The organism is Pseudomonas sp. B13(2017) (genome assembly GCF_002113245.1).
Lineage (GTDB): Bacteria > Pseudomonadota > Gammaproteobacteria > Pseudomonadales > Pseudomonadaceae > Aquipseudomonas > Aquipseudomonas putida_Z.
Map to the genome: position 1 here is coordinate 674,403 of NZ_NEJX01000001.1, position 25,636 is coordinate 700,038.

General features: G+C 62.8%; 24 protein-coding genes. 5 read left to right on the forward strand and 19 right to left on the reverse strand.

Annotated elements, in window-relative coordinates; translation table 11 throughout:
* Window positions 1–162: 162 nt before the first annotated feature.
* Entirely contained in the window at window positions 163–1,392 is a 1,230-nt protein-coding gene (locus CAG44_RS03120; protein WP_085691565.1) for a nucleoside recognition domain-containing protein, read from the forward strand.
* A gap of 141 nt (window positions 1,393–1,533) precedes the next feature.
* Here the strand turns inward: CAG44_RS03120 and CAG44_RS03125 are convergent, their stop codons facing one another.
* The 9 genes from CAG44_RS03125 to CAG44_RS03165 all read right to left on the reverse strand — a co-directional run bounded on the left by CAG44_RS03125 (window position 1,534) and on the right by CAG44_RS03165 (window position 11,936).
* Entirely contained in the window at window positions 1,534–2,160 is a 627-nt protein-coding gene (locus tag CAG44_RS03125; protein ID WP_085691566.1) for an ABC-type transport auxiliary lipoprotein family protein, read from the reverse strand.
* Entirely contained in the window at window positions 2,157–3,095 is a 939-nt protein-coding gene (locus CAG44_RS03130; protein WP_085691567.1) for an MlaD family protein, read from the reverse strand. The genes CAG44_RS03125 and CAG44_RS03130 overlap by 4 nt, the downstream gene beginning before the upstream one ends.
* A 3-nt stretch (window positions 3,096–3,098) precedes the next feature.
* Window positions 3,099–3,890: an ABC transporter ATP-binding protein gene (locus CAG44_RS03135; protein ID WP_015268492.1), complete on the reverse strand. Its 792-nt coding sequence runs from the start codon at window positions 3,888–3,890 to the stop codon at window positions 3,099–3,101.
* Entirely contained in the window at window positions 3,887–5,020 is a 1,134-nt protein-coding gene (locus CAG44_RS03140; protein WP_025337239.1) for an ABC transporter permease, read from the reverse strand. The genes CAG44_RS03135 and CAG44_RS03140 overlap by 4 nt, the downstream gene beginning before the upstream one ends.
* Window positions 5,021–5,222: 202 nt before the next feature.
* Entirely contained in the window at window positions 5,223–6,245 is a 1,023-nt protein-coding gene (locus CAG44_RS03145; protein ID WP_085691568.1) for a DUF5924 family protein, read from the reverse strand.
* A gap of 94 nt (window positions 6,246–6,339) precedes the next feature.
* A complete protein-coding gene (locus CAG44_RS03150) occupies window positions 6,340–7,746 on the reverse strand; it encodes a pitrilysin family protein (protein WP_085691569.1) in 1,407 nt (468 codons plus the stop codon).
* Between the two features lie 30 nt (window positions 7,747–7,776).
* Complete coding sequence (locus CAG44_RS03155; protein ID WP_085691570.1) at window positions 7,777–9,435, reverse strand: Na/Pi cotransporter family protein; 1,659 nt, start codon at window positions 9,433–9,435, stop codon at window positions 7,777–7,779.
* A 351-nt stretch (window positions 9,436–9,786) separates the two neighbouring features.
* Window positions 9,787–10,557, reverse strand: a complete 771-nt coding sequence (locus tag CAG44_RS03160) for a TerC family protein (protein ID WP_025337243.1) — start codon at window positions 10,555–10,557, stop codon at window positions 9,787–9,789.
* A gap of 71 nt (window positions 10,558–10,628) precedes the next feature.
* The gene (locus tag CAG44_RS03165) at window positions 10,629–11,936 is read right to left on the reverse strand and encodes a CitMHS family transporter (protein WP_015268498.1); all 1,308 of its coding nucleotides are present in this window, start codon (window positions 11,934–11,936) and stop codon (window positions 10,629–10,631) included.
* Between the two features lie 267 nt (window positions 11,937–12,203).
* Here CAG44_RS03165 and CAG44_RS03170 point away from each other — a divergent pair, with 267 nt between their 5' ends.
* Window positions 12,204–12,605 (forward strand): GFA family protein, encoded by a 402-nt coding sequence (locus CAG44_RS03170; protein WP_085691571.1) that lies wholly within the window; start codon window positions 12,204–12,206, stop codon window positions 12,603–12,605.
* A gap of 126 nt (window positions 12,606–12,731) precedes the next feature.
* On the opposite strand, the gene CAG44_RS03175 is transcribed toward CAG44_RS03170, so the two are convergent.
* The 10 genes from CAG44_RS03175 to CAG44_RS03220 all read right to left on the reverse strand — a co-directional run bounded on the left by CAG44_RS03175 (window position 12,732) and on the right by CAG44_RS03220 (window position 22,604).
* Window positions 12,732–14,687, reverse strand: coding sequence for a DUF4105 domain-containing protein (locus CAG44_RS03175; protein WP_085691572.1), 1,956 nt, complete (start codon window positions 14,685–14,687; stop codon window positions 12,732–12,734).
* Window positions 14,684–15,004, reverse strand: coding sequence for a DUF2388 domain-containing protein (locus CAG44_RS03180; protein WP_003256970.1), 321 nt, complete (start codon window positions 15,002–15,004; stop codon window positions 14,684–14,686). The genes CAG44_RS03175 and CAG44_RS03180 overlap by 4 nt, the downstream gene beginning before the upstream one ends.
* A gap of 36 nt (window positions 15,005–15,040) precedes the next feature.
* Window positions 15,041–15,334, reverse strand: coding sequence for a DUF2388 domain-containing protein (locus CAG44_RS03185; RefSeq protein WP_025337246.1), 294 nt, complete (start codon window positions 15,332–15,334; stop codon window positions 15,041–15,043).
* An 88-nt stretch (window positions 15,335–15,422) separates the two neighbouring features.
* Window positions 15,423–15,740, reverse strand: coding sequence for a DUF2388 domain-containing protein (locus CAG44_RS03190; protein WP_025337247.1), 318 nt, complete (start codon window positions 15,738–15,740; stop codon window positions 15,423–15,425).
* Window positions 15,741–16,047: 307 nt separating this feature from the next.
* On the reverse strand, window positions 16,048–16,263 hold the full coding sequence (locus CAG44_RS03195) for a DUF1127 domain-containing protein (RefSeq protein WP_003256968.1): 216 nt from the start codon (window positions 16,261–16,263) through the stop codon (window positions 16,048–16,050).
* A gap of 437 nt (window positions 16,264–16,700) precedes the next feature.
* Window positions 16,701–18,194 carry an acetyl-CoA hydrolase/transferase family protein gene (locus CAG44_RS03200; protein WP_013970344.1) on the reverse strand — a complete coding sequence of 498 codons (1,494 nt, stop codon included), beginning with the start codon at window positions 18,192–18,194 and terminating at the stop codon, window positions 16,701–16,703.
* A gap of 186 nt (window positions 18,195–18,380) precedes the next feature.
* Window positions 18,381–19,817, reverse strand: a complete 1,437-nt coding sequence (locus CAG44_RS03205; RefSeq protein WP_015268505.1) for an NAD(P)(+) transhydrogenase (Re/Si-specific) subunit beta — start codon at window positions 19,815–19,817, stop codon at window positions 18,381–18,383.
* A 2-nt stretch (window positions 19,818–19,819) separates the two neighbouring features.
* Window positions 19,820–20,134 (reverse strand): NAD(P) transhydrogenase subunit alpha, encoded by a 315-nt coding sequence (locus CAG44_RS03210; RefSeq protein ID WP_003256966.1) that lies wholly within the window; start codon window positions 20,132–20,134, stop codon window positions 19,820–19,822.
* An 11-nt stretch (window positions 20,135–20,145) separates the two neighbouring features.
* On the reverse strand, window positions 20,146–21,267 hold the full coding sequence (locus tag CAG44_RS03215; protein WP_015268506.1) for a Re/Si-specific NAD(P)(+) transhydrogenase subunit alpha: 1,122 nt from the start codon (window positions 21,265–21,267) through the stop codon (window positions 20,146–20,148).
* Between the two features lie 437 nt (window positions 21,268–21,704).
* Entirely contained in the window at window positions 21,705–22,604 is a 900-nt protein-coding gene (locus CAG44_RS03220; RefSeq protein WP_085691573.1) for a LysR family transcriptional regulator, read from the reverse strand.
* 161 nt (window positions 22,605–22,765) lie between these two features.
* On the opposite strand from CAG44_RS03220, the gene CAG44_RS03225 reads away from it, so the two are divergent.
* From CAG44_RS03225 to CAG44_RS29010, 3 genes are all read left to right on the forward strand, one after another.
* On the forward strand, window positions 22,766–23,947 hold the full coding sequence (locus CAG44_RS03225) for an acyl-CoA dehydrogenase (RefSeq protein ID WP_003252907.1): 1,182 nt from the start codon (window positions 22,766–22,768) through the stop codon (window positions 23,945–23,947).
* Between the two features lie 14 nt (window positions 23,948–23,961).
* Window positions 23,962–25,182: a CaiB/BaiF CoA-transferase family protein gene (locus CAG44_RS03230; RefSeq protein WP_085588962.1), complete on the forward strand. Its 1,221-nt coding sequence runs from the start codon at window positions 23,962–23,964 to the stop codon at window positions 25,180–25,182.
* A 225-nt stretch (window positions 25,183–25,407) separates the two neighbouring features.
* A partial coding sequence (locus CAG44_RS29010) for a hypothetical protein (protein ID WP_218191916.1) occupies window positions 25,408–25,636 on the forward strand: 229 nt, incomplete at its 3' end.

A 25,636-nucleotide genomic window follows, 5' to 3' on the forward strand; every position in this document is an offset into this window, starting at 1 on the left:
GGCCCCTTTCGCGACGCAAGGCCGCTCCCACAATGGCCGGCGTACACCGACTCTGTGGGAGCGGCCTTGTGTCGCGATACGAGGGCGCAGCCCTCGCCTGCGGTCTCCAGCCTTACGCCCCGATACGCTATCATTCGGGCATTTTTCAGGGGGAACACACGGATGCTCAACGGCCTTTGGCTTGGCTTTTTCCTGGTGGCGGCAGTGTCCGCCCTGGCCCAATGGCTGGTAGGCGGCAACGCCGGCATCTTCGCGGCGATGGTCGAGAGCATCTTTGCCATGGCCAAGCTGTCGGTCGATGTGATGGTGCTGCTGTTCGGCACGCTGACCCTGTGGCTGGGCTTTCTAAAGATCGCCGAGAAGGCTGGCATCGTCGAGTGGCTGGCCAAGGTGCTCGGCCCGCTGTTTGCCCGGCTGATGCCGGAAGTCCCGCCCGGCCACCCGGCTCTGGGCCTGATCACCATGAACTTCGCCGCCAACGGTCTGGGCCTGGACAACGCCGCCACGCCGATCGGCCTGAAGGCCATGCGCGCACTGCAGGAGCTGAACCCCAGTAGCACCACGGCGAGCAACGCGCAGATCCTGTTCCTGGTGCTCAACGCCTCGTCGCTGACGCTGCTGCCGGTGACCATCTTCATGTACCGGGCCCAGCAAGGCGCGGCGGACCCGACCATGGTGTTCCTGCCCATCCTGCTGGCCACCAGCGTCTCGACCCTGGTCGGCCTGCTGTCGGTGGCGGTGATGCAGCGCCTGCGCCTGTGGGACCCGGTAGTGCTCGCCTACCTGATCCCCGGTGCATTGCTGCTGGGCGGGTTCATGGCCTTTCTCGGCACCCTCTCGGCGGCCGCGCTGGCGAGCCTGTCGTCGATCCTGGGCAACCTCACGTTGTTTGGCGTGATCATCCTGTTCCTGGTGATCGGCGCCTTGAAGCGGGTGAAGGTGTATGAAGCCTTTGTCGAAGGCGCCAAGGAAGGCTTCGATGTGGCCAAGGGCCTGTTGCCTTACCTGGTGGCGATGCTGGTGGCGGTGGGTGTACTGCGGGCCTCAGGCGCCCTGGAGCTGGCCTTGGACGGTATTCGCCATGCGGTGACCTGGCTGGGCCTGGACACCCGCTTCGTCGAAGGCCTGCCCACGGCGCTGGTCAAGCCGTTCTCCGGCAGTGCGGCGCGGGCGATGCTGATCGAGACCATGCAGACCCACGGTGTGGACAGTTTCCCGGCGCTGGTGGCGGCGACGATTCAGGGGAGTACCGAAACCACCTTCTACGTGCTGGCGGTTTACTTTGGTGCGGTGGGTATCCAGCGCGTGCGCCATGCCGTCGGTTGCGCATTGCTGGCGGAGTTTTCCGGTGTCATCGCAGCGATCTTCGTCTGCTACTGGTTCTTCACCTGACCTTTTTTGGGGCCGCTTTGCGGCCCATCGCCGGCAAGCCAGCTCCCACCTTGACCTCACAGACTTCAAGGCATGCGAAGTACCTGTGGGAGCTGGCTTGCCGGCGATGAGGCCCTGACAGGAGATAGAACCGGGCCTGACTCAACGGACTGATGGTGGCTGTGCACTACCCGCCTGGGCAATGGTCCAACTGACCACCTGCCCGGTCAGCTGGTCGCAGGCCTTCCCGAAGCCGGCAACCACCGCTGATACCTGCTTGTCGGCCAGCGGCTGGCGGATTTCGAAGCGTTTGCTGGCCAGAATGCGTTGGCTGCGGCCCTGGACCAGACGTGCGTCATAGCGGATCACTACCTCCACCGCCCCGCCCTCGCGGTATTCGGCCTGGAACGCCTGCAGCTCGCCAGCCAGCTCGTAGTCGGCCTGCAGGTTGCTGTCGTCGGCGCTAAGGCGCTGTACCTGGCCGTCACGCTGGAAACCGTCGAGCAGGCGGTTGCGCAGCAGCACCGGTACTGCGTCGCTCCAGCGCGCGCCTTTGTAGCTGCTGACCACATCGCCCTGGGGAATCACGGCAATCCGTGGCCCGGCCAGCACTTCGCTGGCCAGCGGCTTGTTCAGGCGCAATGACCAGTCCAGCGCCGGCGCCGTCCGGCCGGGCTGGTTCACCGGCAGACGGTACAGGTCGACGGGCTCGCTCTGCGGCAGGATCGAGCAGGCACTGGCCAGGCTCAGTGCGGCCGCCAGGGCCAGCAGGCGCAGCGACGGTTTCATGGTTGGAACTCCTTGTTGTTGTCGCGGCCGAGCAGGTAGCCGCTAGGGTCGGCCTCCAGTTGCCGGGAAATGCCTTTGAGTGCGTTGAGGGTTTCGCGCAGCTCGCGAATCGCTGGGGTCAGCTGGTTCAGGCCCTGGGCACCGTCGCCGATGGCTTCGCGGTTGTCCTCGAGCAGGCGGTTGATGGTGGCCGTGCTCTCGGCCAGTGACTGCATGGCCTGCTCGGCGCTGCCGATTGCCTGCTTGCCTTCGCTGCCCAGCAGGCCGTTGGCATTGCGCATCAGTGCCTGGGTTTCGGCCAGGGTGGCGCTGGCCTGCTTGCCCACCTGCACCAGTTGCTCGATGGCCTGGGTGATGCTGCCGTGCTGGCCAGCGAAGGCGCCGGTGGTCTTGTCGAGGTTGGACAGGGTGTTGCTGAGGTGGCCGATGTTGTCCTCGGAAAACATCTGGTTGGCGTTGTGCAGCAGCAGGTTGATGTTGGTCACCAGGTCGCTGCTGTCATTGAGCAGGCGCGAGATTGGCGAGGGCGATGCGATGATCACCGGCAGCTTGCCGTCCTTGCCTTTCAGCTCGGGGCTTTGTGGGGTGCCCCCGCTGAGCTGGATGAACGAGTTGCCGGTCACGCCGGCCAGGGTCAGCTTGGCCTGGGTGTCTTCCTTCACCGGGGTGTCGGCGCTCAGGCGCACCCGTGCCAGTACCCGGCGCGGGTCTTTCGGGTCCAGGCGCAGGGTGGACACGTCGCCTACCTTGATGCCGTTGTACTGCACGGGGCTGCCGCGGGACAGGCCGGAGACGGCTTCGTTGAACACCACTTCGTAGTCCTTGAAGGTGTCGTCGACACTCGACTTGGCCAGCCACAGGCCGAACAGCATGGCGCCGGCCACCACCAGGACGGTGACCAGGCCGATAAGAACGTGATGGGCTCGGGTTTCCATTGCTCAGCGCTCCTGCCCGGCACGGGTGGCGGCCTGCTCGGCTGCGCGCCCGCGTGGGCCATGAAAGTATTCTTGAATCCAGGCGTCGTTGGTCTGCTCGACCTCGGCCAGCGGGCCGGCCACCAGGACCTTCTTCTGCGACAGCACGGCGATGCGGTCGGTAATGGTGTACAGGGTGTCGAGGTCGTGGGTGATGAGGAACACCGACAGGCCCAGGGCATCGCGCAGGGTCAGGATCAACTGGTCGAAGGCGGCGGCGCCGATCGGGTCCAGGCCAGCGGTGGGCTCGTCGAGGAACAGGATGTCCGGGTCCAATGCCAGGGCCCGGGCCAGCGCGGCGCGCTTGATCATGCCCCCCGACAGCGAGGCCGGGTACTTGTCAGCGGCCGAGATCGGCAGCCCGGCCAGGGCCAGCTTCACTCCGGCCAGGTGCTCGGCATCGGCACGGGACAGCCCGGCGTGCTCGATCAGCGGCAACGCCACGTTTTCGGTGACGGTCAGCGAAGAGAACAGCGCACCCTTCTGGAACAGCACGCCGAAGCGCCGCTCGACCAGTGAACGCTGCTCTTCGCGCAGGCCGGCCAGGTCCTGGCCGAACACCTTGATCTGCCCTTCGTCGGGCCGCCGCAGGCCGACGATGCTGCGCAGCAGCACCGACTTGCCGCTGCCCGACCCGCCAACCACGGCGAGGATCTCGCCGCGATACAGGTCGAGGTCGAGGTTTTCGTGCACGCTCTGGCGGCCGAAGCGGTTGCAGATGCCGCGGGCCTCGATCACGCGTTCCTGGCCACTCACCAGCCCATCTCCATGAAGAACAGTGCGGCCACCGCATCCAGCACGATGACCACGAATATCGACTGCACCACCGCCGAGGTAGTGTGTGCGCCCACCGATTCGGCGCTACCGCTGACCTTGAAGCCTTCCAGGCAGCCGATGGCGGCGATCAGGAAGGCGAAGAACGGTGCCTTGGCCAGGCCGACCAGGAAGTGCTGTACGCCGATGTCGCTTTGCAGCAGCGACAGGAACATGGCTGGCGAGATGTCCAGTGACAGCGCGCACACCACCGCACCGCCGACGATGCCGCAAATCATCGCGATGAAGGTCAGCAAGGGCAGCGAAATCAACAGCGCCAGTACGCGCGGCACCACCAGCATCTCCATGGGGTTCAGGCCAAGGGTGCGGATGGCATCGATTTCCTCGTTGGCCTTCATCGAGCCGATCTGCGCGGTGAACGCGCTGGCGGTGCGGCCGGCCATGAGGATAGCGGTGAGCAGCACGGCGAACTCGCGCAGGAACGAGAATGCCACTAGGTCGACGGTGAAGATGGTCGCACCGAAATCGGCCAGCACCGTGGCGCCGAGGAAGGCCACCACCGCCCCCACCAGGAAGGTCAGCAGGGCGACGATGGGCGCGGCGTCCAGGCCGGTCTGTTCGATGTGCGCCACGACCGGGGTGAAGCGCCAGCGATGAGGTTGCAGGGCGCGGCGCAGCAGGGTTTCGAGGATCAGGCCAACGAAGCCGAGCACCTGCATGGTGTCTTGCCACAAGGTACCGACGGCGCAGCCGATGCGTTCCAGCAGCAACAGCAGCACGTTACGCTCGGGCTCCTTGACCGGGATGCAGTAGTCCTGCACCGAGCAGTAGACGTTCTTGAGCAGAGCGCGGCTGGCTTCGGGCAGGCCGTGGGTGCAGCGCGACAGGCGCTCGGAGCCGAGCAGTTCGGCCAGCAGCGAGGCACCGGCGGTATCCAGGCGGCCCAGTTGGCTGAGGTCGGCGACGGTATCGGCAGCGTATTGCGCGCGCAGGCGCTCGCTCTCACGCTTGAGGCTGGCGTAGTGCGCCAGGGTCCAGTCACCGGTAATGCGCAGGCAGGCCGGTTGGCTACTGGTGTCCAGGGTGGCGCTGGGGGTGGTCATCGGCTCCATGCTACTGACTCGGCGCTAAGGCTTAGGGCCTGATCATAGCGCAGCGGGCATGGGCTGTTTGGTGATTATGTGCTGTCTTCACGGACCTTGGGGGCTGCTTTGCAGCCCATCGCCGGCAAGCCAGCTCCCACATGGAGCGGGTTGTCGCTGGCCCTGTGGGAGCTGGCTGGCCGGCGATGGGCCGCAAAGCGGCCCCTTTCACTCACCCCGCGGGCGCTTCGTCGACCACCTTGAAGCGCAGCACGCCAATGACCTGCCCATCTTCGGTCAGTACCCTCACCTGCCACTTGCCCACCGGGTTCGGCGGGAAGTTCTGCTTGTGCGTCCAGGCCCGGTAACCCTCCTTGCGCCCGCCGTGGATGTCCAAGGCAATACGGTCGACTTCCTGGCCGTCCTTTTGCCACACATGGTAGATCCGCTCGTTCAGGCCGCGTGGCGCGTTGATCGCGGTGTAGGCGTACAGGCCGCTGCTACGGATGCGGCTGGCAGCAATTTCGTGCAGCGAATCGCCCGGCTGGCGGTTCAGCACTTCGGTGCTTACTGCCACTTCGGTCATCCACAGGGTCGCTGGCGGCACCCAGGAACGCAGCAGCCAGCCCCCGCCGCCGACCGACAGGGTGACCAGCACCAGGGCCACGGCGCGGCGCCAGTTGTTGATCGGGAAGCTGCTGGCCAGGCTGGGGAACGACAGGGCCATGGCTGCAATCAGGGCCAGCTTGAAGCTTTGCGCTGTGGTCAGGTGCAGGATGATCGGCAGCGCGGTCAGCAGGGCGGCGAACAGGGTCAGTGTATGCAGCGCCAGGAACAGCCAGCGCCGCGGTGCCAGCCACTTGTAGTACAGCGGGTCGATGATCGAAATCAGCCCGGCGGCACCGAGCAGGCCGGTGAACACCAGTTGGCCGCTGTTCCAGGTGGTGGTGATGAAGAAGAACGGCAGTACGAAGAACAGTGATTCCTGGTGGATCATCTGCGTCGCGTAGCGCAGCAATGGCTGCGGTATTTCGCGGTTGAAGGTGCGCGCGAACAGGCCGGTTAGGGTGTTTTCCAGCATCAGCCAGAGCCAGCTGACCAGCATGAGCACAGCTACCCAGCTGGCCAGGCCAGCCTGGCGGTCGACCAGGATGAAACTGCCGATGCCGGAGAGGAAACCACCGAGCGCGATGATGCCGGGGTAGCGTTTGAGCAGTTCGATGATGCGCTGGACGATGTGGGGGATTTGGGGCATTGGGGGCTACAACAGAATGGGTGAGGTGACTGTGCTGGGCTCTTCGCGGGCGTGCCCGCGAAGAGGCCGGTACTGGCAAAAGGATACCGTCGTTTCACTGCTCGCGTGTAGCACCGCTCGGTTTTTCCGGACCATGCCGACGCCAGCGCAACAGCCCCGCTGCCAGGATCAGCCCCAACAGCAAGGCAACCAGTCCGTAGAGCTCATCATAGCCAAGCAATGGTTTCTCGATACGCACATAGCCATCTTCCTTGAGCATTTCCTTCAGCGCCTGGTTGGCCTGCGCCAGGCTGACCTGGCGCAGCTTGCGCACCGGGTTGACGAAGCGCCCGTCGCTATAGTCGTTCAGCGCGCCCCAGTAGTAGTCGGCCAAGGCGCTGTTGCCCTGGGTGCTCCAGCTTTCCTTGGCGACGCTGGCGTACTTGATGCGCTCGAAGGTGTCCGGGTCGAGGCCTTCCTTGCGCAGGTGGTCGAACAATTTCTGCATCACCTCGACCGCCTGGTCGATATCCTCGCGCTCCAGGTCGGCATTGAGGCTTAGCAGGCCGGTGTCGCCAAAGCTTTCGCGTTTTGCCGAAGGGCCGTAGGACAACCCGTTGCGCAGGCGCAGCTGGTCGTACAGCGCCCAGTCCAGGTAGTGCGACAGCAGGTCGAGGGTGGCCTGGTGGTCGTTGTCCAGCACCGGCTCGACGAACAGCCAGTGCAGCTTGACGCTGTCACCCAGCCAGCCGCGGGTCAGGTCGCGGCGCTGTGCAGCTTGCTGGCCGATGCTTTCCAGGGTGCGGCGTTCCTCCGGCTCGGTGGCGGGCAGTTCGCCAAAGGTGCGCTCCAGGTAGGCCGGCAGCAGGCGGTCGAGGCCGCCGACCACGATCAGGGTCATGTTGTTGGCCGCGTACCAGCGGTCACGCAACGTGTTCACCTGCTCCAGGGTCATGTCGTCGAGGTTGGAGCGCTCCGGGCATTTCAGGCCCAGCTCGGTGGCCAGCTGGTCACTGGCGGGGTGGCCGATGTCCTGGCGGTCGAGCCAGCGCTGGAGGTGGCCATAGTGGCCGCCATCCTCGCGCTCGATGATGCGCTTGGCGGTGGCCAGGGCCTTGGCATCGATGCGGGTGTCGTGGATCACCGCCAGCAGCAGATCGAGGATTTTGCGCTGGTTGCGCGCCGGGGCTTCGATGACGAAGGTGGTGTCGGCGCTGCTGGTGTAGGCATTCCACTCGCCGCCCAGCGATTGCAGGCGCTCTTCCAGGCCGCCCTCGCCAGTTTCGTCGATGCCGCTGAACAGCAGGTGCTCGAGCAGGTGCGGCAGCTCTTTCTGCTCGCAATTGAAGTCATCCAGGCCGACGCCGACCACCAGGCGAATCGCCACATGGTCACGTTCATAACCGTTTTTCAGGATGACCTGCAGGCCGTTGGGCAACAGGTAACCTTCAACCCGCGAGCGGTCGAGGGCGAATGAGGGCAGGCTGCAGATCAGCAGGCAAACGAACATCAGGCAACGCATGGGCGAGCTTGGGTCCTCAGGTAGGCGAAATCACGGCAGACGGGCTTCGTCCGGCACGCTGTCGAGCATCAGCCCGCCCGTGTCCGAGCCGCCCAGTACCACATAGGCACTGCTACAGAACAAAGAGTTCAACCGTTTCATGTCGGCGATCAGCTCCAAGTGTAGCGAACTGGTCTCGATACTTTGCAGTACCTTGCGCTGCAAGCGGCTGACATGGGCGTGGGCAAGGCGCCGTTCCTGGGCGCGAAAACGGCGTTTTTCCCGCAGCAGCAAGCGGGCGCTTTCCGGGTCGGCACTGAGGAACACCGACAAGCCCAGGCGCAGGTTGGCCAGCAGCTGTTCCTGCAAGCCGGTCAGCTCTTCCAGGCCCACCTGGGAAAACTCCCGGCGCTGGCTGGTTTTCTGCTGTTGGACCTTGCGCAGCATGCGCTCGATCAGGTCGCAGGCCAGCTTGAGGTTGATCGCCAGTTCGATGATTTCCGCCCAGCGGCGGTTGTCCTGTTCGCTGAGGTCTTCACGCGACATCTGCGCCAGGTACAGCTTGATCGCGCTGTACAAGGCTTCGGCGTCCTCGCCGAGGGCGCGGACCTGCTGCGGCAAGGCGGCCTGGGTACCGCGCAGGGCACCGAGCATGGCTTCGAGCAGGCTGTCGACGATATCGCCCAGGCGCAGGGTTTCGCGGGAGGCGTTGGCCAGGGCCAGGCTGGGTGTTTCCAGCGCCGAGGTGTCGAGATGGCGCGGGCGAATCTGGCCGTTGCCGTTTTCCCGTTCGGGCAGCAGGGTGTTGCACAGCCGGCCCATGGGTTTGACCGTGGGCAGCATGATCAGGCAACGCAGCGTGTTGTAGAGCAGGTGGAAGCCGATGACCAGCTCCTGTGGGCTGAAGCTCAGTGAGTCCATCCAGCTCACCAGCGGGTGCAGCACAGGAATGATCAGCAGCAGGCCGATCAGCTTGTACAGCAGGCTGCCCAGAGCCACTCGGCGCCCGGCGGCGTTTTGCATGCTGGTGCTGAGGAAGGCCAGCAGCCCGCTACCGATGTTGGCGCCCACCACCAGGCCGATGGCCACCGGCAGGCTGATCACTTCGGCACCGGCCAGCGTTGCGGTGAGCAGCACGGCCGCCAGGCTGGAATAGGAAATCATGGCGAACAGAGCGCCGACCAAGGCATCGAGCATGATGTCACCGGTCAGCGAGGCGAACAGCACCTTCACGCCTTGGGCGTGGGTAATCGGCGTAGCTGCCTGCACGATCAGCTCCAATGCCAGGATGATCAGGCCAAGCCCGATGCCTACCCTGCCCAGCTGGCCGGCCCTCGTCTGTTTGCGTGAGAGGAAGAAGATAACACCCAGGAAGATCAGCAGCGGCGACAGCCAGGACAGGTCCAGGGTCAGCACCCGCGCCATCAGCGCGGTACCCACGTCGGCGCCGAGCATGATTGCCAAGGCCGGGGTCATGGCCATCAGGCCCTGGCCGACGAACGAGGTGACGAGCATGGCGGTGGCGTTGCTGCTTTGCACCATGGCCGTGACCAGAATGCCGGCGACGAACGCCAGCGGGCGTTTGCTCATGTTCTGGCTGATGATGCGCCGCAGGCTCGAGCCGAATACCCGAAGGATGCCGGTACGCACGATGTGGGTGCCCCAGACCAGAAGCGTAACGGCCGAGAGCAGGTTGAGCAGGGTCAGCATGGCGACGGCCCCCTGTTGCATTGGCCCAGAGGGCCAAGAGACGAAGCGTGAGCGTTTGAAGAATTTTCAGTGCTCACTCAAAGCTTTAGTTGTTTTGCGGAGCTGTCGCCAGCTTCGCATGGCTGCCGTTTATTTGAAACATACCGGAAATGAATGATTGCCTGTGCCGGCCTCTTCGCGGGTGAACCCGCTCCCACAGGATCACCATAACCTCAAGGCCTGTGTGGCCCCTGTGGGAGCGGGTTTACCCGCGAAGAGGCCGGCACAGGACAGCTCCATTTCTGATACCCAGAAATGAAAAAAGGGCCCCGAACAGAACGAAGGGCCCTTTATGTCCTGCACTTCCTGATCTTATTGACCCGGAATGTCCTTGCGCAGTTTCACCGGCTCATGCTCTTTGCCGTTCTTGCGGGCCAAGGCAGTGCGCATGCGGATGTTGATGGCTTCCACCGCCAGCGAGAACGCCATGGCGAAGTAGACGTAGCCCTTTGGCACATGCACGTCGAAAGCTTCGGCGATCAGCACGGTACCGACCACGATCAGGAACGATAGTGCGAGCATCTTCAGCGACGGGTGCTTGTCGATGAAGTCGCTGATGGTGCCGGCGCACAACATCATCACCAGCACGGCGACGATGATCGCGGCGATCATCACCGGTACGTGGGACACCATGCCCACCGCAGTGATCACCGAGTCCAGCGAGAACACGATGTCGATGATGGCGATCTGGATGATGGTGTAGAAGAACTTGCCACCCGCGCCTTTCGGCTCTTCCGGGTTCTCGTCCTCGCCTTCCAGGCCGTGATAGATCTCTTGCGAGCTTTTCCACAGCAGGAACAGGCCACCAAAGAACAGGATCAGGTCACGCCCGGAGATGCCCTGGCCCAGGACCACGAACAGGTCGGCGGTAAGGCGCATGACCCAGGTGATCGACAGCAGCAGCATGATACGGGTGACCATGGCCAGGGCCAGGCCGAAGATCCGGGTGCGCGGCTGCATGTGCTTGGGCATGCGGCTGACCAGAATCGAGATCATGATGATGTTGTCGATACCGAGGACGATCTCAAGCGCGGTAAGGGTGAAAAAGGCAACCCAGATTTCCGGGCTGGTCAGCCATTCCATGTGTTTTCCTTCGAACGGTAAAGGCGACGCGCCAGGATCAGGGCGCGTCGCGTTAGGGAAATACGCGTTTATTAAAGACTACTGAACAGCGGGAAAATGCCCATCAGCAGCGCGGCGAGCATTATGCACAGGCACACCAGCACTGCCCACTTCAAGGTGAAGCGCTGATGATCGCCGAACTCGATGCCGGCCAGGGCCACCAGCAGGTAGGTGGAGGGTACCAAGGGGCTGAGCAGGTGTACCGGTTGCCCGACGATCGACGCACGGGCCATTTCCACCGGGCTGATGCCGTAGTGGCTGGCAGCTTCGGCCAGCACCGGCAGCACGCCATAGTAGAACGCGTCGTTGGACATGAAGAAGGTGAACGGCATGCTCACGATCGCGGTGATCACCGCCAGGTATGGGCCCAGCGCCTCGGGGATGACCGACAGCAGGCTCTTGGACATGGCGTCGACCATGCCGGTGCCCGACAGGATGCCGGTGAAGATGCCGGCGGCGAAGATCAGCCCGGTGACCGCCAGCACGCTGCCGGCGTGGGCGGCAATGCGGTCCTTCTGCTGCTGCAGGCACGGGTAGTTGACGATCATGGCGATGCTGAAGGCGATCATGAACAGCACCGGCAGTGGCAGCACGCCGGCAATCAGCGCGACCATCAGGGCAGCGGTCAGGGCGCCGTTGAAGTACAGCAGTTTTGGTCGGCGCGCGTCCGGGTACTGCGAAACGGTGATTTCGCTGTGGTCGATGTCGTCGGTGGGCAGGTGCAACTCGCCCAGGCGGGCACGTTCACGCTTGCCGTACATGTAGGCGATGGCCAGGATCGCCAGCACGCCGAACAGCATGGCCGGGATCATCGGCACGAAGATGTCCGACGGGTCCACGTGCAGGGCGCTGGCGGCACGGGCGGTCGGGCCACCCCAGGGGGTCATGTTCATCACCCCGCCGGCGAGAATGATCAGGCCGGCCATGATCCGCGGGCTCATGCCCAGGCGGCTGTACATCGGCAGCATGGCGGCGCAGCAGATCATGTAGGTGGTGGCGCCGTCACCGTCGAGCGAGACCACCAGGGCCAGTACTGCGGTGCCGACGGAGACTTTCAGCGGGTCACCCTTGACCAGCTTGAGGATCTTGCGCACGGCCGGGTCGAACAGGCCGGAGTCGATCATCAGGGCGAAATAGAGGATGGCGAACATCAGCATCACGCCGGTAGGTGCGAGCTTGCTGATGCCCTCGAGCATCATCGGGCCGATCTTGGCGGAAAAACCGCCGAACAGGGCGAACAGGATCGGTACCAGGATCAGCGCGATCAAGGCCGAAAGGCGCTTGGTCATGATCAGGTACATGAAGGTGATGACCATGGCAAAGCCGAGGAAGGTCAGCATGGCAATACTCCAGGCGTGGCGCGGCGAAAGGAACGTCGATTCGGGCGGATCAGCGCGCTTGGCGCTGTGCGGGGAGCATGCGGAGGGGGGCTACGGAAAGTCGGGCACAGGAATACATCAGAATCACCATTGTTGTTGTTGATTGGGCCGGGCGCGGTGGTTACCGGGTGCCCTGGCTGACCGGTCTTGTGCCGGTAGTGGGGGCTATCCTATGAGGGCAAGCTTTCAGCCAGCTTTCGCCGAAGCAAAGGCGACGAGAGGTAGGTGATGCAGGATGTGACCGAGGGTGGCTGCCATTGTGGCGCCTTGCGTTATCGGTTGGAGGGCGACCTGACGGACATTGCCCATTGCCATTGTTCTATCTGCCGGCGGGTCAGCGGCGGGCTGGTGGTGACCTGGCTCACCGTGTCCCGCTCGGGGTTCCAGTGGTTGGCTGGTGAGCCGAACTGCTATGTGGCACCGGCCAGTTGCAGCCGGTACTTCTGTGGGCATTGCGGGGCGCATGTGGCATTGGTGACTACACATAGCCCGGAGACGGTGGATGTGACGGTGGCGACGCTGGACCACCCGGAACGGGTCAGGGCCAACCGGCATATCTGGGTGGGTAGTTGGTTGCCTTGGTTGCATCTGGATGAGGATTTGCCTTCGGAGGCGGAGGAGAACCTGTAAGAGATTGTGTTGGTGCTGCTGGCCCTATCGCCGGCAAGCCAGCTCCCACAGGTACCCCACCACCTTCAGACCTATGGTGGTCTTGTGGGAGCTGGCTTGCCGGCGATAGGGCCGGTACAGCCATACTTACAACTGCAGGCCTCCTGCAGCCTTGTGCAATGCCCGCAGATGTTCGCCCACCTGCTTCACATTGGCTTCCACCGCCGCAATCTCCCTGGCCCGCGACGGCTCCAGCAGCGCCCTCACCTCTTTGTCCAGGCTCGTGCTCAAGCGCAGCAACTGCGCTTGCCGCTCGCTGCTGACTTGCTCCAGGTGCTTGCGCTCCTGCGGCTGCGGCAGCCCGTAGCCCTTGCTGTCGAGCAACTCTGCCGGGCGGCTGAGGAAGCCACTGTTGGCGAGCATCTGCCTGAGGGTCGCATCGGCCTTGCTGACGCTGCCATCGTTCAGCGCGGCGGCGTTCAGGTAGCGCTGCTTGACCTCGTCCTGGGCCAGCAGCAGTTGCCGGCGCAAGCTGGCCTGTTCAAGCAGCAGCAAGGCGGCGCTGGTGCGCAGGTCGGCCTGGGCGAACCAGCCCCGCCGTTGCTCGGCGTCAAGGGCCAGCCAGTCCTCGACCTTGTCCTGCTTGATTGGCAACTGCTTCTTCAACACCTCGAACATGGCCTGGTAACGGTCGCGGTAGGAGTCGAAGCGATAACCCAGGCGCAGCGCCTCGCGGGGGTCGTCGAGCACGCTGGTGTCGGCGAGCCCCCTGCCCTTGAGCACAGCCAGCAAGCCATTGGGCATGATGCTGTCGAGGTCGTTCAGGCGTGGGTTGGCGGTGCCGCTGCGCAGCAGCTTCAACGACTCTACTGCGCAGTTGTTGGACAGGAACCAGTAGTTGCCATCGTAGCTCCAGTGCATTTCGGCGGCCTGACGCACCAGGTTCTCGATCTCGTCGCGGTCGAGCCGCAAGGGCACCGAGGCCAGGCTGCGCAGTTCGGTCTTGGTGTACTCGTCGATCACCTGGCCCAGCGGCAGCACGAACAGGCGCGAGGGGTAGGCACCGACCAGGCCGTCCCAGCTGGAAAGCTGCACATCGTTGACGAAGGCGCGGTACGACAGCACCAGGCTCTGGTCGAGGTCCAGGCGGCAGTCCGGCCCGCGTGGGCGGCCCGGCTTGCAGATCACCAGGCGCAGCATGCTGTGGCCCCAGCGGCTGACCAGGTTCTGGTTGGCTTCGGCCAGCAGGTAGTCCACCTCATAGACCCGCTCGGGGTCGATTTCGCCCAGCGGTTGGCGGGCGAAGTCGCTGCCGGCATTGATGAACGGCAGGCCCTTGGCGCAGCTGTCCTGCTGCGGTGCCCAGCCGAAGTGTTCGCGCAGGTACTGGTTCAGCGCCGGACGGCGGCAGCCGTAGCTCGGGTCGAGGAGGAAGTACTCCATGTTGACCGCGATGTACTCCTTGGGGCTGCTCAGTTCATAGCTGTCGGGGCTGCGCACGAACTGGCCGTTGTGCTGCTCGCGCTCGCCGCGTCGGCCCACGTACTGCTGCCAGCCGGCCAGGTCGAGTAGGCGCGGGTCGTCGCTGAGTGTGAAGCGGCGCTCGGCCTGGCCACGGCATGCTTCGGGCAGGCCGACCTTGCCCAACGTACCTTGCTGGCGCTTGCAACGGGCGATCAGCGCGTTCTCGGCGCTGGGCCACAGCCGGGCACGGTCGTAGATATGGGTGAGTTCGTGCAGCACGGTGGCCAGCAGTTCTTCTCGCACCGTGCCATGCGGGCGGTTGGTGCGCTCGGTGGCAGCACTGCCATCGGTGAGGCTGGGCAGCAGGCGGCGATTGAGTTCGAGGGTAGATACCAGCGATGCCTGGCCATAGGCGTCGGCCTGCATGTTGTCGCGCCAGCTGACCCGCACCCGGCGGTTCAGCTGTTGCTTGAAGCGAGGGGGCAGCTTGCCCATGGCTTCGTCGAGCAGAGCCTGAGTGGCTTGGGCCTGCTGCGAGTCAAGGCCGGACGCCTGCAGCTCGAGCTGCAGGTCGGCCAGGGCGGGCGTGCCGAGCAGCGTCAGGGCGCAGCCGAGCAGCCAGGCGCGCACGCGGTTCACAGCGCGAGGATGGCTTCAGCCAGTACCTGGTCGCTGGCGTCGCGCGCTTGCGGCACGCGCTCGCGCAGGGTGTTGAAGGCGGCCTCGAGCTGGGCGCCGCGGATGTCACCGTTGCTGGCGACAAAGCTGGCGGCGTCGTCATGGGCTTCGCGCACCACTTTGGAATCGCGGATCGAGGTGGTGGTGTCAGAGGTGAAATCGATCGAACGGCCAAAGGCCCGCACGATGATATTGCTGGTGGCCACCAGGGTCTGTGCCTGGGCCAGGTCGGCCAGCAGCAGCATGCCGAGGGTAGCGGCAATCAGCGGTTTACGCATGGAGCATCTCCGAAAAATACAGGGAGTCAGATGTAATTATTGGACGAGAATTGCCTGCGCCAGTTCCAGATCGCCGACGGTATGCCGTGCGCAATTGTGGCGTAGTGATTCCAGTGCTGCCTCCAGCCGCGCACCGCGGATCTGGCCGTCGCTGGCGACGAAGGCAGCGGCATCGTCCTGGGCCTGGCGGACCAGTTTGCGGTCGAACGGTGCGGTGGTGACCTGGCTGGTGACATAGCCGGTGATGACCAGGCTTTGCGTAGTGGTATCCATGGCATGGGCGCTGGCCATGCCAACAACGGAGAACAGCAACGGCAACAGATAACGCATGGGCTCTACAACAGCTGGAAACGTGGGCGGCAATGGTGAGTACGGCTGTGCTGGTGGTGACCAGCACAGCTGAACGGATCAGCCGGGGTCAGAGCGCAAGGATGGCCTGGGCCAGTTGCGCGTCGCTGGCCTGCAGGGCTGGCATCTGCGAGCGGATGTGCAGGAAAGCGCTTTCCAGCTTGGCACCGCGGATGTCGCCCTGGCTGCCAACGAAGCTGGCGGCGTCGTCACGGGCGGCCTGGACGATCTTGTCGTCACGGAACGAGGAGGAAATATCGGAAGTGGCATCGGTGGACGCGGCCACTGCGCCAACGACGGCATCGGTGGTGACAACGAAGCTGGTGGCGTTTGCGGTGCCGGCCAGGCTCAGCATCAGGGCGGCGCCAATCAGGTATTTACGGGACATGATCGTGGACTCCTGGACTAGGGTCGGGTGGTTCTGCTTTATCGGACGCTCGCACAGCTCGTCGCGGTACTTTTTCAACAGTGCGTTCTACCAGACTGTTACGCCAAGCGTATCACGCGCCGGTGTTTCTGGATGTTAATGAACAGCGCACCAATAAACTGTTATGGTTTGTTTTATGATTTTACAAACTGTACAGGTCCGCCTGCAAAAGGCTCTACCATGCCGCCTGCAAACAAAAAACCCGTCGCAGTCACCTGCAACGGGTTTCGGGAATTCGCGGTGCCGGCCGAAGCCGGCAAGCCGGAGCTTAGCGCCAGAAAGGCTTGCTCAGCTCTTCGTAACGCTGCGACTCGCTGATACCGGCGTCGGCCAGCAGGCGGGCGTCCAGGCGAGCCAATTGACGGCGGCTGGCCATGCGGCGCTGCCACAGCAGCAAGGTGGACAGAGCGCGCAGCGGCAGCGAAGCGTTGGATTGTTGGGCGTTGCTTTCAAAAACCAGACCGGAACTGAGGGTACGTTCCATGATGTTTCATCCTTCCGCTTATGGCGGGATTAGGTAGTGATTTAACTGATGCCAATGATCCTCCTCTGTCGTCCATAACAGTAGATACAGTTCGGTTGAAAGACGATGGTCCAGTTAACTGTGTAACCCTACTGTTGCACTCGAAACTGGCGTAACTGTACTGGTCCGCCCTTATTTGGTGCACTTTGATTTGATGAAGAGGATTTTTCAGCCGGGAAGGCGCAAAAACACCAGTACAGTAGTACAGATTCTGTTGCAGATTGCGGCGGGAGTGTATCGATGAAAGGGTTTGACTGTTATGGCCCCTTCGCGGGCTTGCCCGCTCCTACAAGGTAAAGTGCTGCCCTTGAGGGTTGCACATGACCTGTGGGAGCGGGCAAGCCCGCGAAGAGGCCGGAACAGCGGAAGCAGGGCCGCCGTTCCATTCCTCATTTGTATCAGCTAGCCAGCATGCGCCCGGTTTCTTCCAGGTTCTCATGCCAGCTCAGGGCTTCGCGCAGGATGTGCGGGGTGTGGCCGCCACGCTGGCAGGCGCGATCAAAGTAGTCGTTCAGCGCTGCGCGGTAGTCCGGGTGCACACAGTTGTCGATGATCGCCCGGGCGCGCTCACGTGGCGCCAGGCCACGCAGGTCGGCCAGGCCTTGCTCGGTGACCAGAATGTCAACGTCGTGCTCGGTATGGTCGACATGGCTGACCATCGGCACCACGCTGGAAATCGCGCCACCCTTGGCAATCGACTTGGTGACGAACACGGCAAGGTGGGCGTTACGGGCGAAGTCACCCGAGCCGCCGATGCCGTTCATCATCTTGGTGCCGCAGACATGGGTGGAGTTGACGTTGCCGTAGATGTCGAACTCCAGCGCGGTATTGATACCGATGATGCCCAGGCGACGGACCACTTCCGGGTGGTTGGAAATTTCTTGCGGGCGCAGAACCAGCTTGTCCTTGTAACGCTCCAGGTTGCCGAACACGTCGGCGTTGCGGCGCGTCGACAAGGTGATCGAGCTGCCCGAGGCGAAGCTCAGCTTGCCGGCGTCGATCAGGTCGAAGGTCGAATCCTGCAGTACTTCGGAGTACATGGTCAGGTCTTCGAACGGCGACTCGATCAGGCCGCACATCACTGCGTTGGCGATGCTGCCGATACCGGCCTGCAGCGGGCCAAGCTTGTTGGTCATGCGGCCAGCTTCGACTTCTTTCTTGAGGAAGTTGATCAGGTGGTCGGCGATGCCCTGGGTTTCGTCATCCGGCGGCAATACGGTGGACGGCGAGTCTGGCTGGTCGCTGATGACGATGCCGACGATCTTGGCCGGGTCGATCGGGATGGCGGTGCTGCCGATACGGTCGTCGACCTTGACCAGCGGGATTGGCGTGCGGGTCGGGCGGTAGGTCGGGATATAGATGTCGTGCAGGCCTTCGAGGTTGGTGTTGTGCGAGAGGTTGATCTCGACAATTACCTGCTTGGCGAAGATCGCGAAGCTGGCCGAGTTGCCCACCGAGGTGGTTGGCACGATGTGGCCCTGCTCGGTGATGGCCACGGCTTCGATGACCGCGATGTCCGGCAGCTTCAGCTGCTGGTTGCGCAGCTGCTCGACGGTTTCCGACAGGTGCTGGTCGATGAACATCACCTGGCCGTCGTTGATGGCCTTGCGCAGGGTGCTGTCGACCTGGAACGGCATGCGGCGAGCCAGCACGCCGGCCTCGGTCAGTTGCTTGTCCAGGTCGTTGCCCAGGCTGGCGCCGGTCATCAGGCTGATTTTCAGTGGCGACTGCTTGGCACGTTCGGCCAGTGCATGTGGTACGGCCTTGGCTTCGCCGGCGCGGGTGAAACCGCTCATTCCGACGGTCATGCCGTCCTCGATCAGACCAGCGGCATCAGCCGCACTCATTACCTTGCTGTGCAGGGAGGACAAGCGGATACGATCACGGTACATGGATTGTTATCTCGGGCTACTGAAACTACTGCAGCGCAGTCTAGAGACTTCGCCCCTTGCCGTCCCACGACCATGGTCGTATGAGAAGCCTTGGAATAGAGCCGTTGATCCGGATCAATAAAAGAAAAGCCCCGGCAGATTCTGACCGGGGCTTCCTTTATATCAGCTGGTTTGCAGCGGCCGTTGTCACTCCACCGCCTTGACCATGTCTTCGATGACCTTCTTGGCGTCGCCGAACACCATCATGGTCTTGTCGAGATAGAACAGTTCGTTATCCAGGCCGGCATAGCCGCTGGCCATGGAGCGCTTGTTGACGATGATGGTCTTGGCCTTGAACGCTTCGAGGATCGGCATGCCAGCGATCGGCGACTTGGGATCGTTCTTCGCCGCCGGGTTGACCACGTCGTTGGCGCCCAGCACCAGCACCACATCGGCCTGGCCGAACTCGGCGTTGATGTCTTCCATCTCGAACACCTGGTCGTATGGCACTTCGGCCTCGGCCAACAGCACGTTCATGTGCCCGGGCATACGGCCCGCCACCGGGTGGATCGCGTACTTCACGGTCACGCCGTTGTGGCTCAGCTTCTCGGTCAACTCCTTCAGCGCGTGCTGGGCGCGAGCCACCGCCAGGCCGTAACCCGGGACGATGATCACGCTGTCGGCGTTGCTGAGCAGGAAGGTGGCATCGTCGGCAGAGCCGGACTTTACCGGGCGCTGCTCTTTGGAGCCTTGCGCCGCGCCGGCATCGGTATCACCACCGAAGCCACCGAGGATGACGTTGAAGAACGAACGGTTCATCGCCTTGCACATGATGTACGAGAGGATGGCACCGGACGAGCCGACCAGGGAGCCTGCGATGATCAGCATCGAGTTGTTCAGCGAGAAGCCGATACCGGCCGCTGCCCAGCCCGAATAGCTGTTGAGCATCGACACCACCACCGGCATGTCGGCGCCCCCGATCGGAATAATGATCAGCACGCCCATGATGAAGGCCAAGACCAGCATCAGGGTGAAGGCACTGTAGTGGCCAGTGAAGGTGAACAGCAGGCCCAGGGCAATGGTGGTCAGGCCGAGGATCAGGTTCAGCTTGTGCTGGCCGGCGAACTGTACCGGTGCGCCCTGGAACAGGCGGAACTTGTACTTGCCCGACAGCTTGCCGAAGGCGATCACCGAGCCGGAGAAGGTAATGGCACCGATGGCTGCGCCTAGGAACAGTTCCAGGCGGTTGCCGGTGGGGATCGGGTCGCTCATGGCGGCAACGATGCCCATCGATTGCGGTTCCAGCACCGCGGCGATGGCGATGAACACCGCAGCCAGGCCGATCATGCTGTGCATGAAGGCGACCAGTTCCGGCATCTTGGTCATCTCGACGCGCTTGGCCATGATCGAACCGGCGGTGCCGCCGACCAGCAGGCCAACGAGGACGTAGCCGATGCCGGCGGTAGCAAGCTCGGCCCCGAGCTTATAAATGAGGCCGACCGTAGTGACGATGGCGATACCCATGCCGATCATGCCGAACAGGTTGCCGCGCCGCGAGGTAGTCGGGTGCGACAGGCCCTTGAGCGCCTGGATGAAGCACACCGAGGCGACGAGGTAGAGGAGCGTTACCAGATTCATGCTCATGCTTACTTCTGCGCCTCGTTCTTGGTTTTCTTCTTGAACATCTCAAGCATGCGACGGGTGACCAGGAAGCCACCGAACACGTTGACCGCGGCCAGGGCCACCGCCAGGGTGCCCATCAGCTTGCCGGCCGGGGTCACCGTCAGGGCGGCGGCCAGCATGGCGCCGACGATGACGATCGCGGAGATGGCGTTGGTCACGGCCATCAGCGGCGTGTGCAGTGCCGGGGTGACGTTCCACACCACGTGGTAGCCCACATAGATGGCCAGCACGAAGATGATCAGGTTGTAGATGCCATGGGAAATCAGCATGTCTTCCATTGTCGTGCTCCTTAGCCGTTCTTGCGGACGACCTGACCATCACGGCACATCAGGCAGGCCGCGACGATGTCGTCTTCGAGGTTGATGACCAGCGCGCCGTCCTTGTCGAACAGCAGCTTCATGAAGTCCAGCAGGTTGCGTGCATACAGTGCCGAGGCATCGGCGCCCACCTGGGCCGGCAGGTTGGTCGGGCCGACGATGATCACCCCGTTCTCCTGTACCACCTGGTCGGCGACAGTCAGTGGGCAGTTGCCGCCTTGGGCTGCTGCGAGGTCGATGACCACCGAGCCGGGCTTCATCTGCGCGACGGTTTCGGCGCTGAGCAGGGTCGGCGCCTTGCGCCCCGGGATAAGCGCAGTGGTAATGACGATATCCGCCTGCTTGGCGCGCTCGTGCACGGCCTGGGCCTGGCGTTGCATCCAGCTGGCCGGCATAGGCCGGGCGTAACCGCCGACACCTTCGGCGCACTCGCGTTCTTCATCGGTTTCGTAGGGTACGTCGATGAACTTGGCGCCCAGCGACTCGATCTGCTCCTTCACGGCCGGGCGTACGTCGGACGCCTCGATCACTGCGCCCAGGCGCTTGGCCGTGGCAATGGCCTGCAGGCCGGCAACGCCCGCGCCCAGGATCAGTACGCGCGCGGCCTTGACGGTACCTGCGGCGGTCATGAGCATGGGCATGAAGCGTGGGTAGTGATGGGCAGCCAGCAACACCGCCTTGTAACCGGCGATGTTGGCCTGCGACGACAGCACGTCCAGGCTCTGCGCCCGCGAGGTGCGCGGCGCGGCTTCCAGGGCGAACGCGGTAATGCCGCGCTCGGCCATCTTGCCGATCAGCTCGCTGTTGAAGGGGTTGAGCATGCCCACCAGGAGGCTGCCACTGTTGATCAGGGCCAGTTCCTGGTCGTTGGGGGCGACCACTTTGAGCACCAATTGGGCGCCGTAGGCATCGGCTGCACTCCCCAGGGAAGCACCCACGGCCTCATAGGCACTGTCCGGAATGCTGGCATTGAGCCCTGCCCCCCGTTGGACGGTGACCTGATGGCCCTGGCCAATCAGTTTCTTGATGGTTTCCGGGGTCGCAGCGACCCTTGTCTCACCGGTCTGCGTCTCGAGAGGAACACCAATGTGCACGACTATTTCTCCTGCGGTGACCTTTTGTCTTTTTAAAAGCCAGCGTACTTCGGATGGTGCGCTGGGGCGGCTGTGGAGCGCCGACCCGCCGAATCCCGGGCGGGCGAAGCATTTTGCAGACGAAGCCAGAGGCCTTCAACCGGTTCTGGAGCGAAACGAAGTCAAAACTACAAGTCACCCTGTGACCGTATGTCGCAACGGTCAGGCTGCAGCCTGTCAAACATGGGCTATTGGCAGATTAGGAGAAAAAAACAAAAATTTTGCGGTCAATTCGCTTACGGCTCGGTGAATGTCGCAAAATAACCCGCAAAGCCGCGCCGTAAGCAGGGTTAAAGCGGATTTTTGCACCCTGCATAACAGTTTATGTAGATGCGACAAATACATATATCTGTAGGTGTTAAAAATAATTGACTACGGAGTCAATTTATCGCGCTTGCTCACGTCTTGGCCGTGTACGTCTGGGCCTGGCTTACCAGCCAGTCACGGAAGGCGCGCAGCGAAGCCGACTCCACCTTGCGCTCCGGAATCATCAGATAGTAGGCCTTGTCACTACTCAGGGCATGCCTGTTAGCGACCACCAACCTACCCTCCTCCAACTCGCGCTGGATCAGGAACGGTGGAATCAGGGCGATGCCCATCTCATGCATGGCCGCCTGGGCGAGCATCGAGAATAGTTCATAGCGCGGGCCTGTCATGTCGCGTTCCACATTCATGCCGACGCTGCCGAACCATTGCCGCCAGGCATAGGGGCGCGTGCTCTGCTGCAGCAGTGGCAGTTGGGCAATACGCTGCGCGTCGAGTGTGCCCTGCCCGTCCAGCAGCGCCGGGCTGCACACCGGTACCGGGTTTTCCCCCATCAGCCGGTGCGACTGGGTGCCGGACCAGTCAGCATCGCCGAAGTAGATAGCGGCATCGAAGGTGGTGTCGGCAAACAGGAATGGCCGGGTGCGGTTGGTGAGGTTGACCGTGACCTCCGGGTGGCGCTGCTGGAAGTCCTTGAGCCGCGGTAGCAGCCATTGGGTGCCGAAGGTGGGCACCACGGCCAGCTCGATCACGTTGGCGCCCTGCTGGCGCATTACAGACAAGGTGTCGCGCTCAACCGCGTCCAGTTGGGCGGCCACCTGGCGGCTGTAGGAAAGGCCGGCTTCGGTCAGCTTCACGCCGCGGCGCGAGCGGCGGAACAGTTCCACATTGAGGAAGGCTTCCAGGCCGCCTATCTGCCGACAGACGGCACCCTGGGTCAGGGCGAGTTCCTGGGCGGCCTTGGTAAAGCTCTCGTTGCGCGCCGCCGCCTCGAAGCAAACCAGGGCGGCGGTACTGGGGATCTTGCGGCGCATGTACGTCAACCTCACTCGTAAGGCTGTAAATATGGTGTTTTGCCGATTTACGAAGTGACAAATTATCACTAATTGGTGCGCAATCCTCGTTTGTCCCGGCGGCCGATCAGGCCTAGGCTCAAAGGCACAAGAAACTGCCCCCTATTTCGAGGATTTCGCTCATGGCCGGTAAAGCAAGCTTCAACTGGATCGACCCGCTGCTGCTCGATCAGCAGCTCACTGAAGAAGAGCGCATGGTGCGTGACAGCGCTTATCAGTTCGCCCAGGACAAGCTGGCCCCGCGTGTGCTCGAGGCCTTCCGTCATGAACAGACCGACCCGGCAATCTTCCGTGAAATGGGTGAGGTCGGGTTGCTGGGCGCCACCATTCCCGAGCAATACGGTGGCAGTGGCCTGAACTACGTGTGCTACGGCCTGATTGCTCGCGAGGTAGAGCGCATCGACTCGGGTTACCGCTCGATGATGAGTGTGCAGTCGTCGCTGGTGATGGTGCCAATCAACGAGTTCGGTACCGAGGCACAAAAGCAGAAGTACCTGCCCAAACTGGCCAGCGGCGAGTGGATCGGTTGCTTCGGCCTGACCGAGCCCAACCATGGTTCCGACCCGGGTTCGATGATCACCCGTGCCCGGAAGGTCGACGGCGGCTACCGCCTGACCGGCAGCAAGATGTGGATCACCAACAGCCCTATCGCCGATGTATTCGTGGTCTGGGCCAAGGACGATGCGGGTGATATCCGTGGCTTTGTTCTGGAAAAGGGTTGGCAAGGCCTCAGCGCGCCGGCGATTCACGGCAAGGTCGGCCTGCGCGCCTCGATCACTGGCGAAATCGTCATGGACAACGTGTTCGTGCCGGAGGAAAACATCTTCCCGGATGTGCGCGGCCTCAAAGGCCCCTTCACCTGCCTGAACTCCGCCCGCTATGGCATCTCGTGGGGTGCGCTGGGCGCTGCGGAAGCCTGCTGGCACACCGCGCGTCAGTACACCCTCGACCGTCAGCAATTCGGTCGCCCGTTGGCTGCCAACCAGCTGATCCAGAAGAAGCTGGCCGACATGCAGACTGAAATCACCCTGGCGCTGCAGGGCTGCCTGCGTCTGGGGCGGATGAAGGACGAAGGCACGGCTGCTGTGGAGATCACGTCGATCATGAAGCGCAACTCCTGTGGCAAGGCACTGGATATTGCCCGCATGGCGCGTGACATGCTGGGTGGCAATGGCATTTCCGATGAGTTCGGCGTGGCTCGTCACCTGGTCAACCTGGAGGTGGTCAACACCTATGAAGGTACTCACGATGTGCATGCACTGATCCTGGGGCGTGCGCAGACCGGCATCCAGGCCTTCTATTGATAAGGATCCAGCCCATGGGCGCGCTATCACATCTGCGGGTGCTGGACCTTTCTCGCGTGTTGGCCGGCCCATGGTCTGGCCAGATTCTCGCTGACCTTGGCGCCGATGTGATCAAGGTCGAGCGCCCTGGCAGTGGTGACGATACCCGCTCGTGGGGGCCGCCCTTCCTCAAGGATGCCGAGGGTGAGAACACCAGTGAGGCGGCCTATTACCTATCGGCCAACCGCAACAAGCGCTCGGTTACCATCGACTTCACACAGGCCGAGGGGCAGCGCCTGGTACGTGAGTTGGCGGCGAAGTCCGATATCGTCATCGAAAACTTCAAGGTTGGTGGGTTGGCTGCCTATGGCCTGGACTACCAGAGCCTGAAGGCGATCAACCCGCGGCTTATCTATTGTTCCATCACCGGGTTCGGCCAGACCGGGCCTTATGCCAGGCGCGCGGGTTATGACTTCATGATCCAGGGGTTGGGCGGGCTGATGAGCCTGACCGGCCGCCCGGAAGGTGAAGAAGGTGCGGGGCCGGTCAAGGTAGGGGTGGCGCTGACCGACATCCTTACCGGGTTGTATTCCACGGTTGCGATCCTCGCTGCCCTCGCCCATCGCGAGCAGACCGGGGGGGGCCAGCATATCGACATGGCGTTGCTCGATGTGCAGGTGGCCTGTCTGGCGAACCAGGCGATGAACTACCTGACCACGGGCAACCCGCCTCGTCGCCTGGGTAATGCGCACCCTAATATCGTGCCTTATCAGGATTTTCCGACAGCGGATGGTGACTTCATCCTTACCGTGGGCAACGACAGCCAGTTCCGCAAGTTCGCCGAGGTGGCCGGGCAGCCGCAGTGGGCGGACGACCCGCGTTTCGTTACCAACAAGCTGCGGGTTGCCAACCGGGCCGAGTTGATTCCTCTGATTCGCCAGGCCACGGTGTTCAAGACCACAGCGGAGTGGGTGAGCCAGCTGGAGGCTGCAGGGGTGCCGTGCGGGCCTATCAATGACCTGGCGCAGATGTTCCAGGACCCGCAGGTGCTGGCGCGCGGGTTGGCGGTGAACATTCCGCATCCCTTGGCGGGAAGCGTGCCGCAGGTGGCGAGCCCGATACGGCTGTCGGAGACGCCGGTGGAGTACCGTCGGGCGCCGCCGCTGCTGGGTGAGCATACCGAGGTGGTGCTGGAGGATGTATTGGGGCTGGGTGCCGGTGAGGTGCAAAGGCTACGCAGTGCCGGCGTCCTTTAAGGGCCTGTGGTCTTGGTGAAAAGCGGGGAGGCCGTCAGGCCTCCCCGCTTTGTTTTTCAGCGATATTAAAGTTTCTTGAAATTAAGGGTTGACGCGGTTTCGAATCCCCTTATAATGCGCCCCACTTCTGACGTAGTCGAAGCGCAAAACTTCTTGAAAATCAATTAGTTAAGCGATTCAGGTAGTGTCAGGAGTGCTTCGGTCGCTTGATCGGCAGTGGTTGAGATGATGGTTGACAGCGCTTCTAAACGCTGTATGATTCGCCTCCCGCTACGAGAGATCGCAGCGAGTCAAGTGTTTGAAGCTAAACGAGTTTCTCGCCAAAAACTTCAAAATAAACGCTTGACAGTAAATGAGGAAAGCGTAGAATGCGCGCCTCGGTTGAGACGAAAAGCTCTTAACCAAACGCTCTTTAACAAATCGAATCAAGCAATTCGTGTGGGTGCTTGTGAGT

What these genes read in the sequence shown, in the direction of transcription:
- CAG44_RS03230 (WP_085588962.1), top strand. Translation starts at nt 23,962, where the DNA reads ATGGGCGCGCTATCACATCTGCGGGTGCTGGACCTTTCTCGCGTGTTG.
- CAG44_RS03170 (WP_085691571.1), top strand. Translation starts at nt 12,204, where the DNA reads ATGCAGGATGTGACCGAGGGTGGCTGCCATTGTGGCGCCTTGCGTTAT.
- CAG44_RS03120 (WP_085691565.1), top strand. Translation starts at nt 163, where the DNA reads ATGCTCAACGGCCTTTGGCTTGGCTTTTTCCTGGTGGCGGCAGTGTCC.
- CAG44_RS03130 (WP_085691567.1), bottom strand. Translation starts at nt 3,095, where the DNA reads ATGGAAACCCGAGCCCATCACGTTCTTATCGGCCTGGTCACCGTCCTG.
- CAG44_RS03180 (WP_003256970.1), bottom strand. Translation starts at nt 15,004, where the DNA reads ATGCGTAAACCGCTGATTGCCGCTACCCTCGGCATGCTGCTGCTGGCC.
- CAG44_RS03200 (WP_013970344.1), bottom strand. Translation starts at nt 18,194, where the DNA reads ATGTACCGTGATCGTATCCGCTTGTCCTCCCTGCACAGCAAGGTAATG.
- CAG44_RS03160 (WP_025337243.1), bottom strand. Translation starts at nt 10,557, where the DNA reads ATGGAATGGCTGACCAGCCCGGAAATCTGGGTTGCCTTTTTCACCCTT.
- CAG44_RS03150 (WP_085691569.1), bottom strand. Translation starts at nt 7,746, where the DNA reads ATGCGTTGCCTGATGTTCGTTTGCCTGCTGATCTGCAGCCTGCCCTCA.
- CAG44_RS03190 (WP_025337247.1), bottom strand. Translation starts at nt 15,740, where the DNA reads ATGTCCCGTAAATACCTGATTGGCGCCGCCCTGATGCTGAGCCTGGCC.
- CAG44_RS03155 (WP_085691570.1), bottom strand. Translation starts at nt 9,435, where the DNA reads ATGCTGACCCTGCTCAACCTGCTCTCGGCCGTTACGCTTCTGGTCTGG.
- CAG44_RS03220 (WP_085691573.1), bottom strand. Translation starts at nt 22,604, where the DNA reads ATGCGCCGCAAGATCCCCAGTACCGCCGCCCTGGTTTGCTTCGAGGCG.
- CAG44_RS03225 (WP_003252907.1), top strand. Translation starts at nt 22,766, where the DNA reads ATGGCCGGTAAAGCAAGCTTCAACTGGATCGACCCGCTGCTGCTCGAT.
- CAG44_RS03125 (WP_085691566.1), bottom strand. Translation starts at nt 2,160, where the DNA reads ATGAAACCGTCGCTGCGCCTGCTGGCCCTGGCGGCCGCACTGAGCCTG.
- CAG44_RS03145 (WP_085691568.1), bottom strand. Translation starts at nt 6,245, where the DNA reads ATGCCCCAAATCCCCCACATCGTCCAGCGCATCATCGAACTGCTCAAA.
- CAG44_RS03185 (WP_025337246.1), bottom strand. Translation starts at nt 15,334, where the DNA reads ATGCGTTATCTGTTGCCGTTGCTGTTCTCCGTTGTTGGCATGGCCAGC.
- CAG44_RS03195 (WP_003256968.1), bottom strand. Translation starts at nt 16,263, where the DNA reads ATGGAACGTACCCTCAGTTCCGGTCTGGTTTTTGAAAGCAACGCCCAA.
- CAG44_RS03210 (WP_003256966.1), bottom strand. Translation starts at nt 20,134, where the DNA reads ATGGAAGACATGCTGATTTCCCATGGCATCTACAACCTGATCATCTTC.
- CAG44_RS03205 (WP_015268505.1), bottom strand. Translation starts at nt 19,817, where the DNA reads ATGAGCATGAATCTGGTAACGCTCCTCTACCTCGTCGCCTCGGTGTGC.
- CAG44_RS03140 (WP_025337239.1), bottom strand. Translation starts at nt 5,020, where the DNA reads ATGGAGCCGATGACCACCCCCAGCGCCACCCTGGACACCAGTAGCCAA.
- CAG44_RS03165 (WP_015268498.1), bottom strand. Translation starts at nt 11,936, where the DNA reads ATGCTGACCTTCCTCGGCTTTGCCATGGTCATCACCTTCATGTACCTG.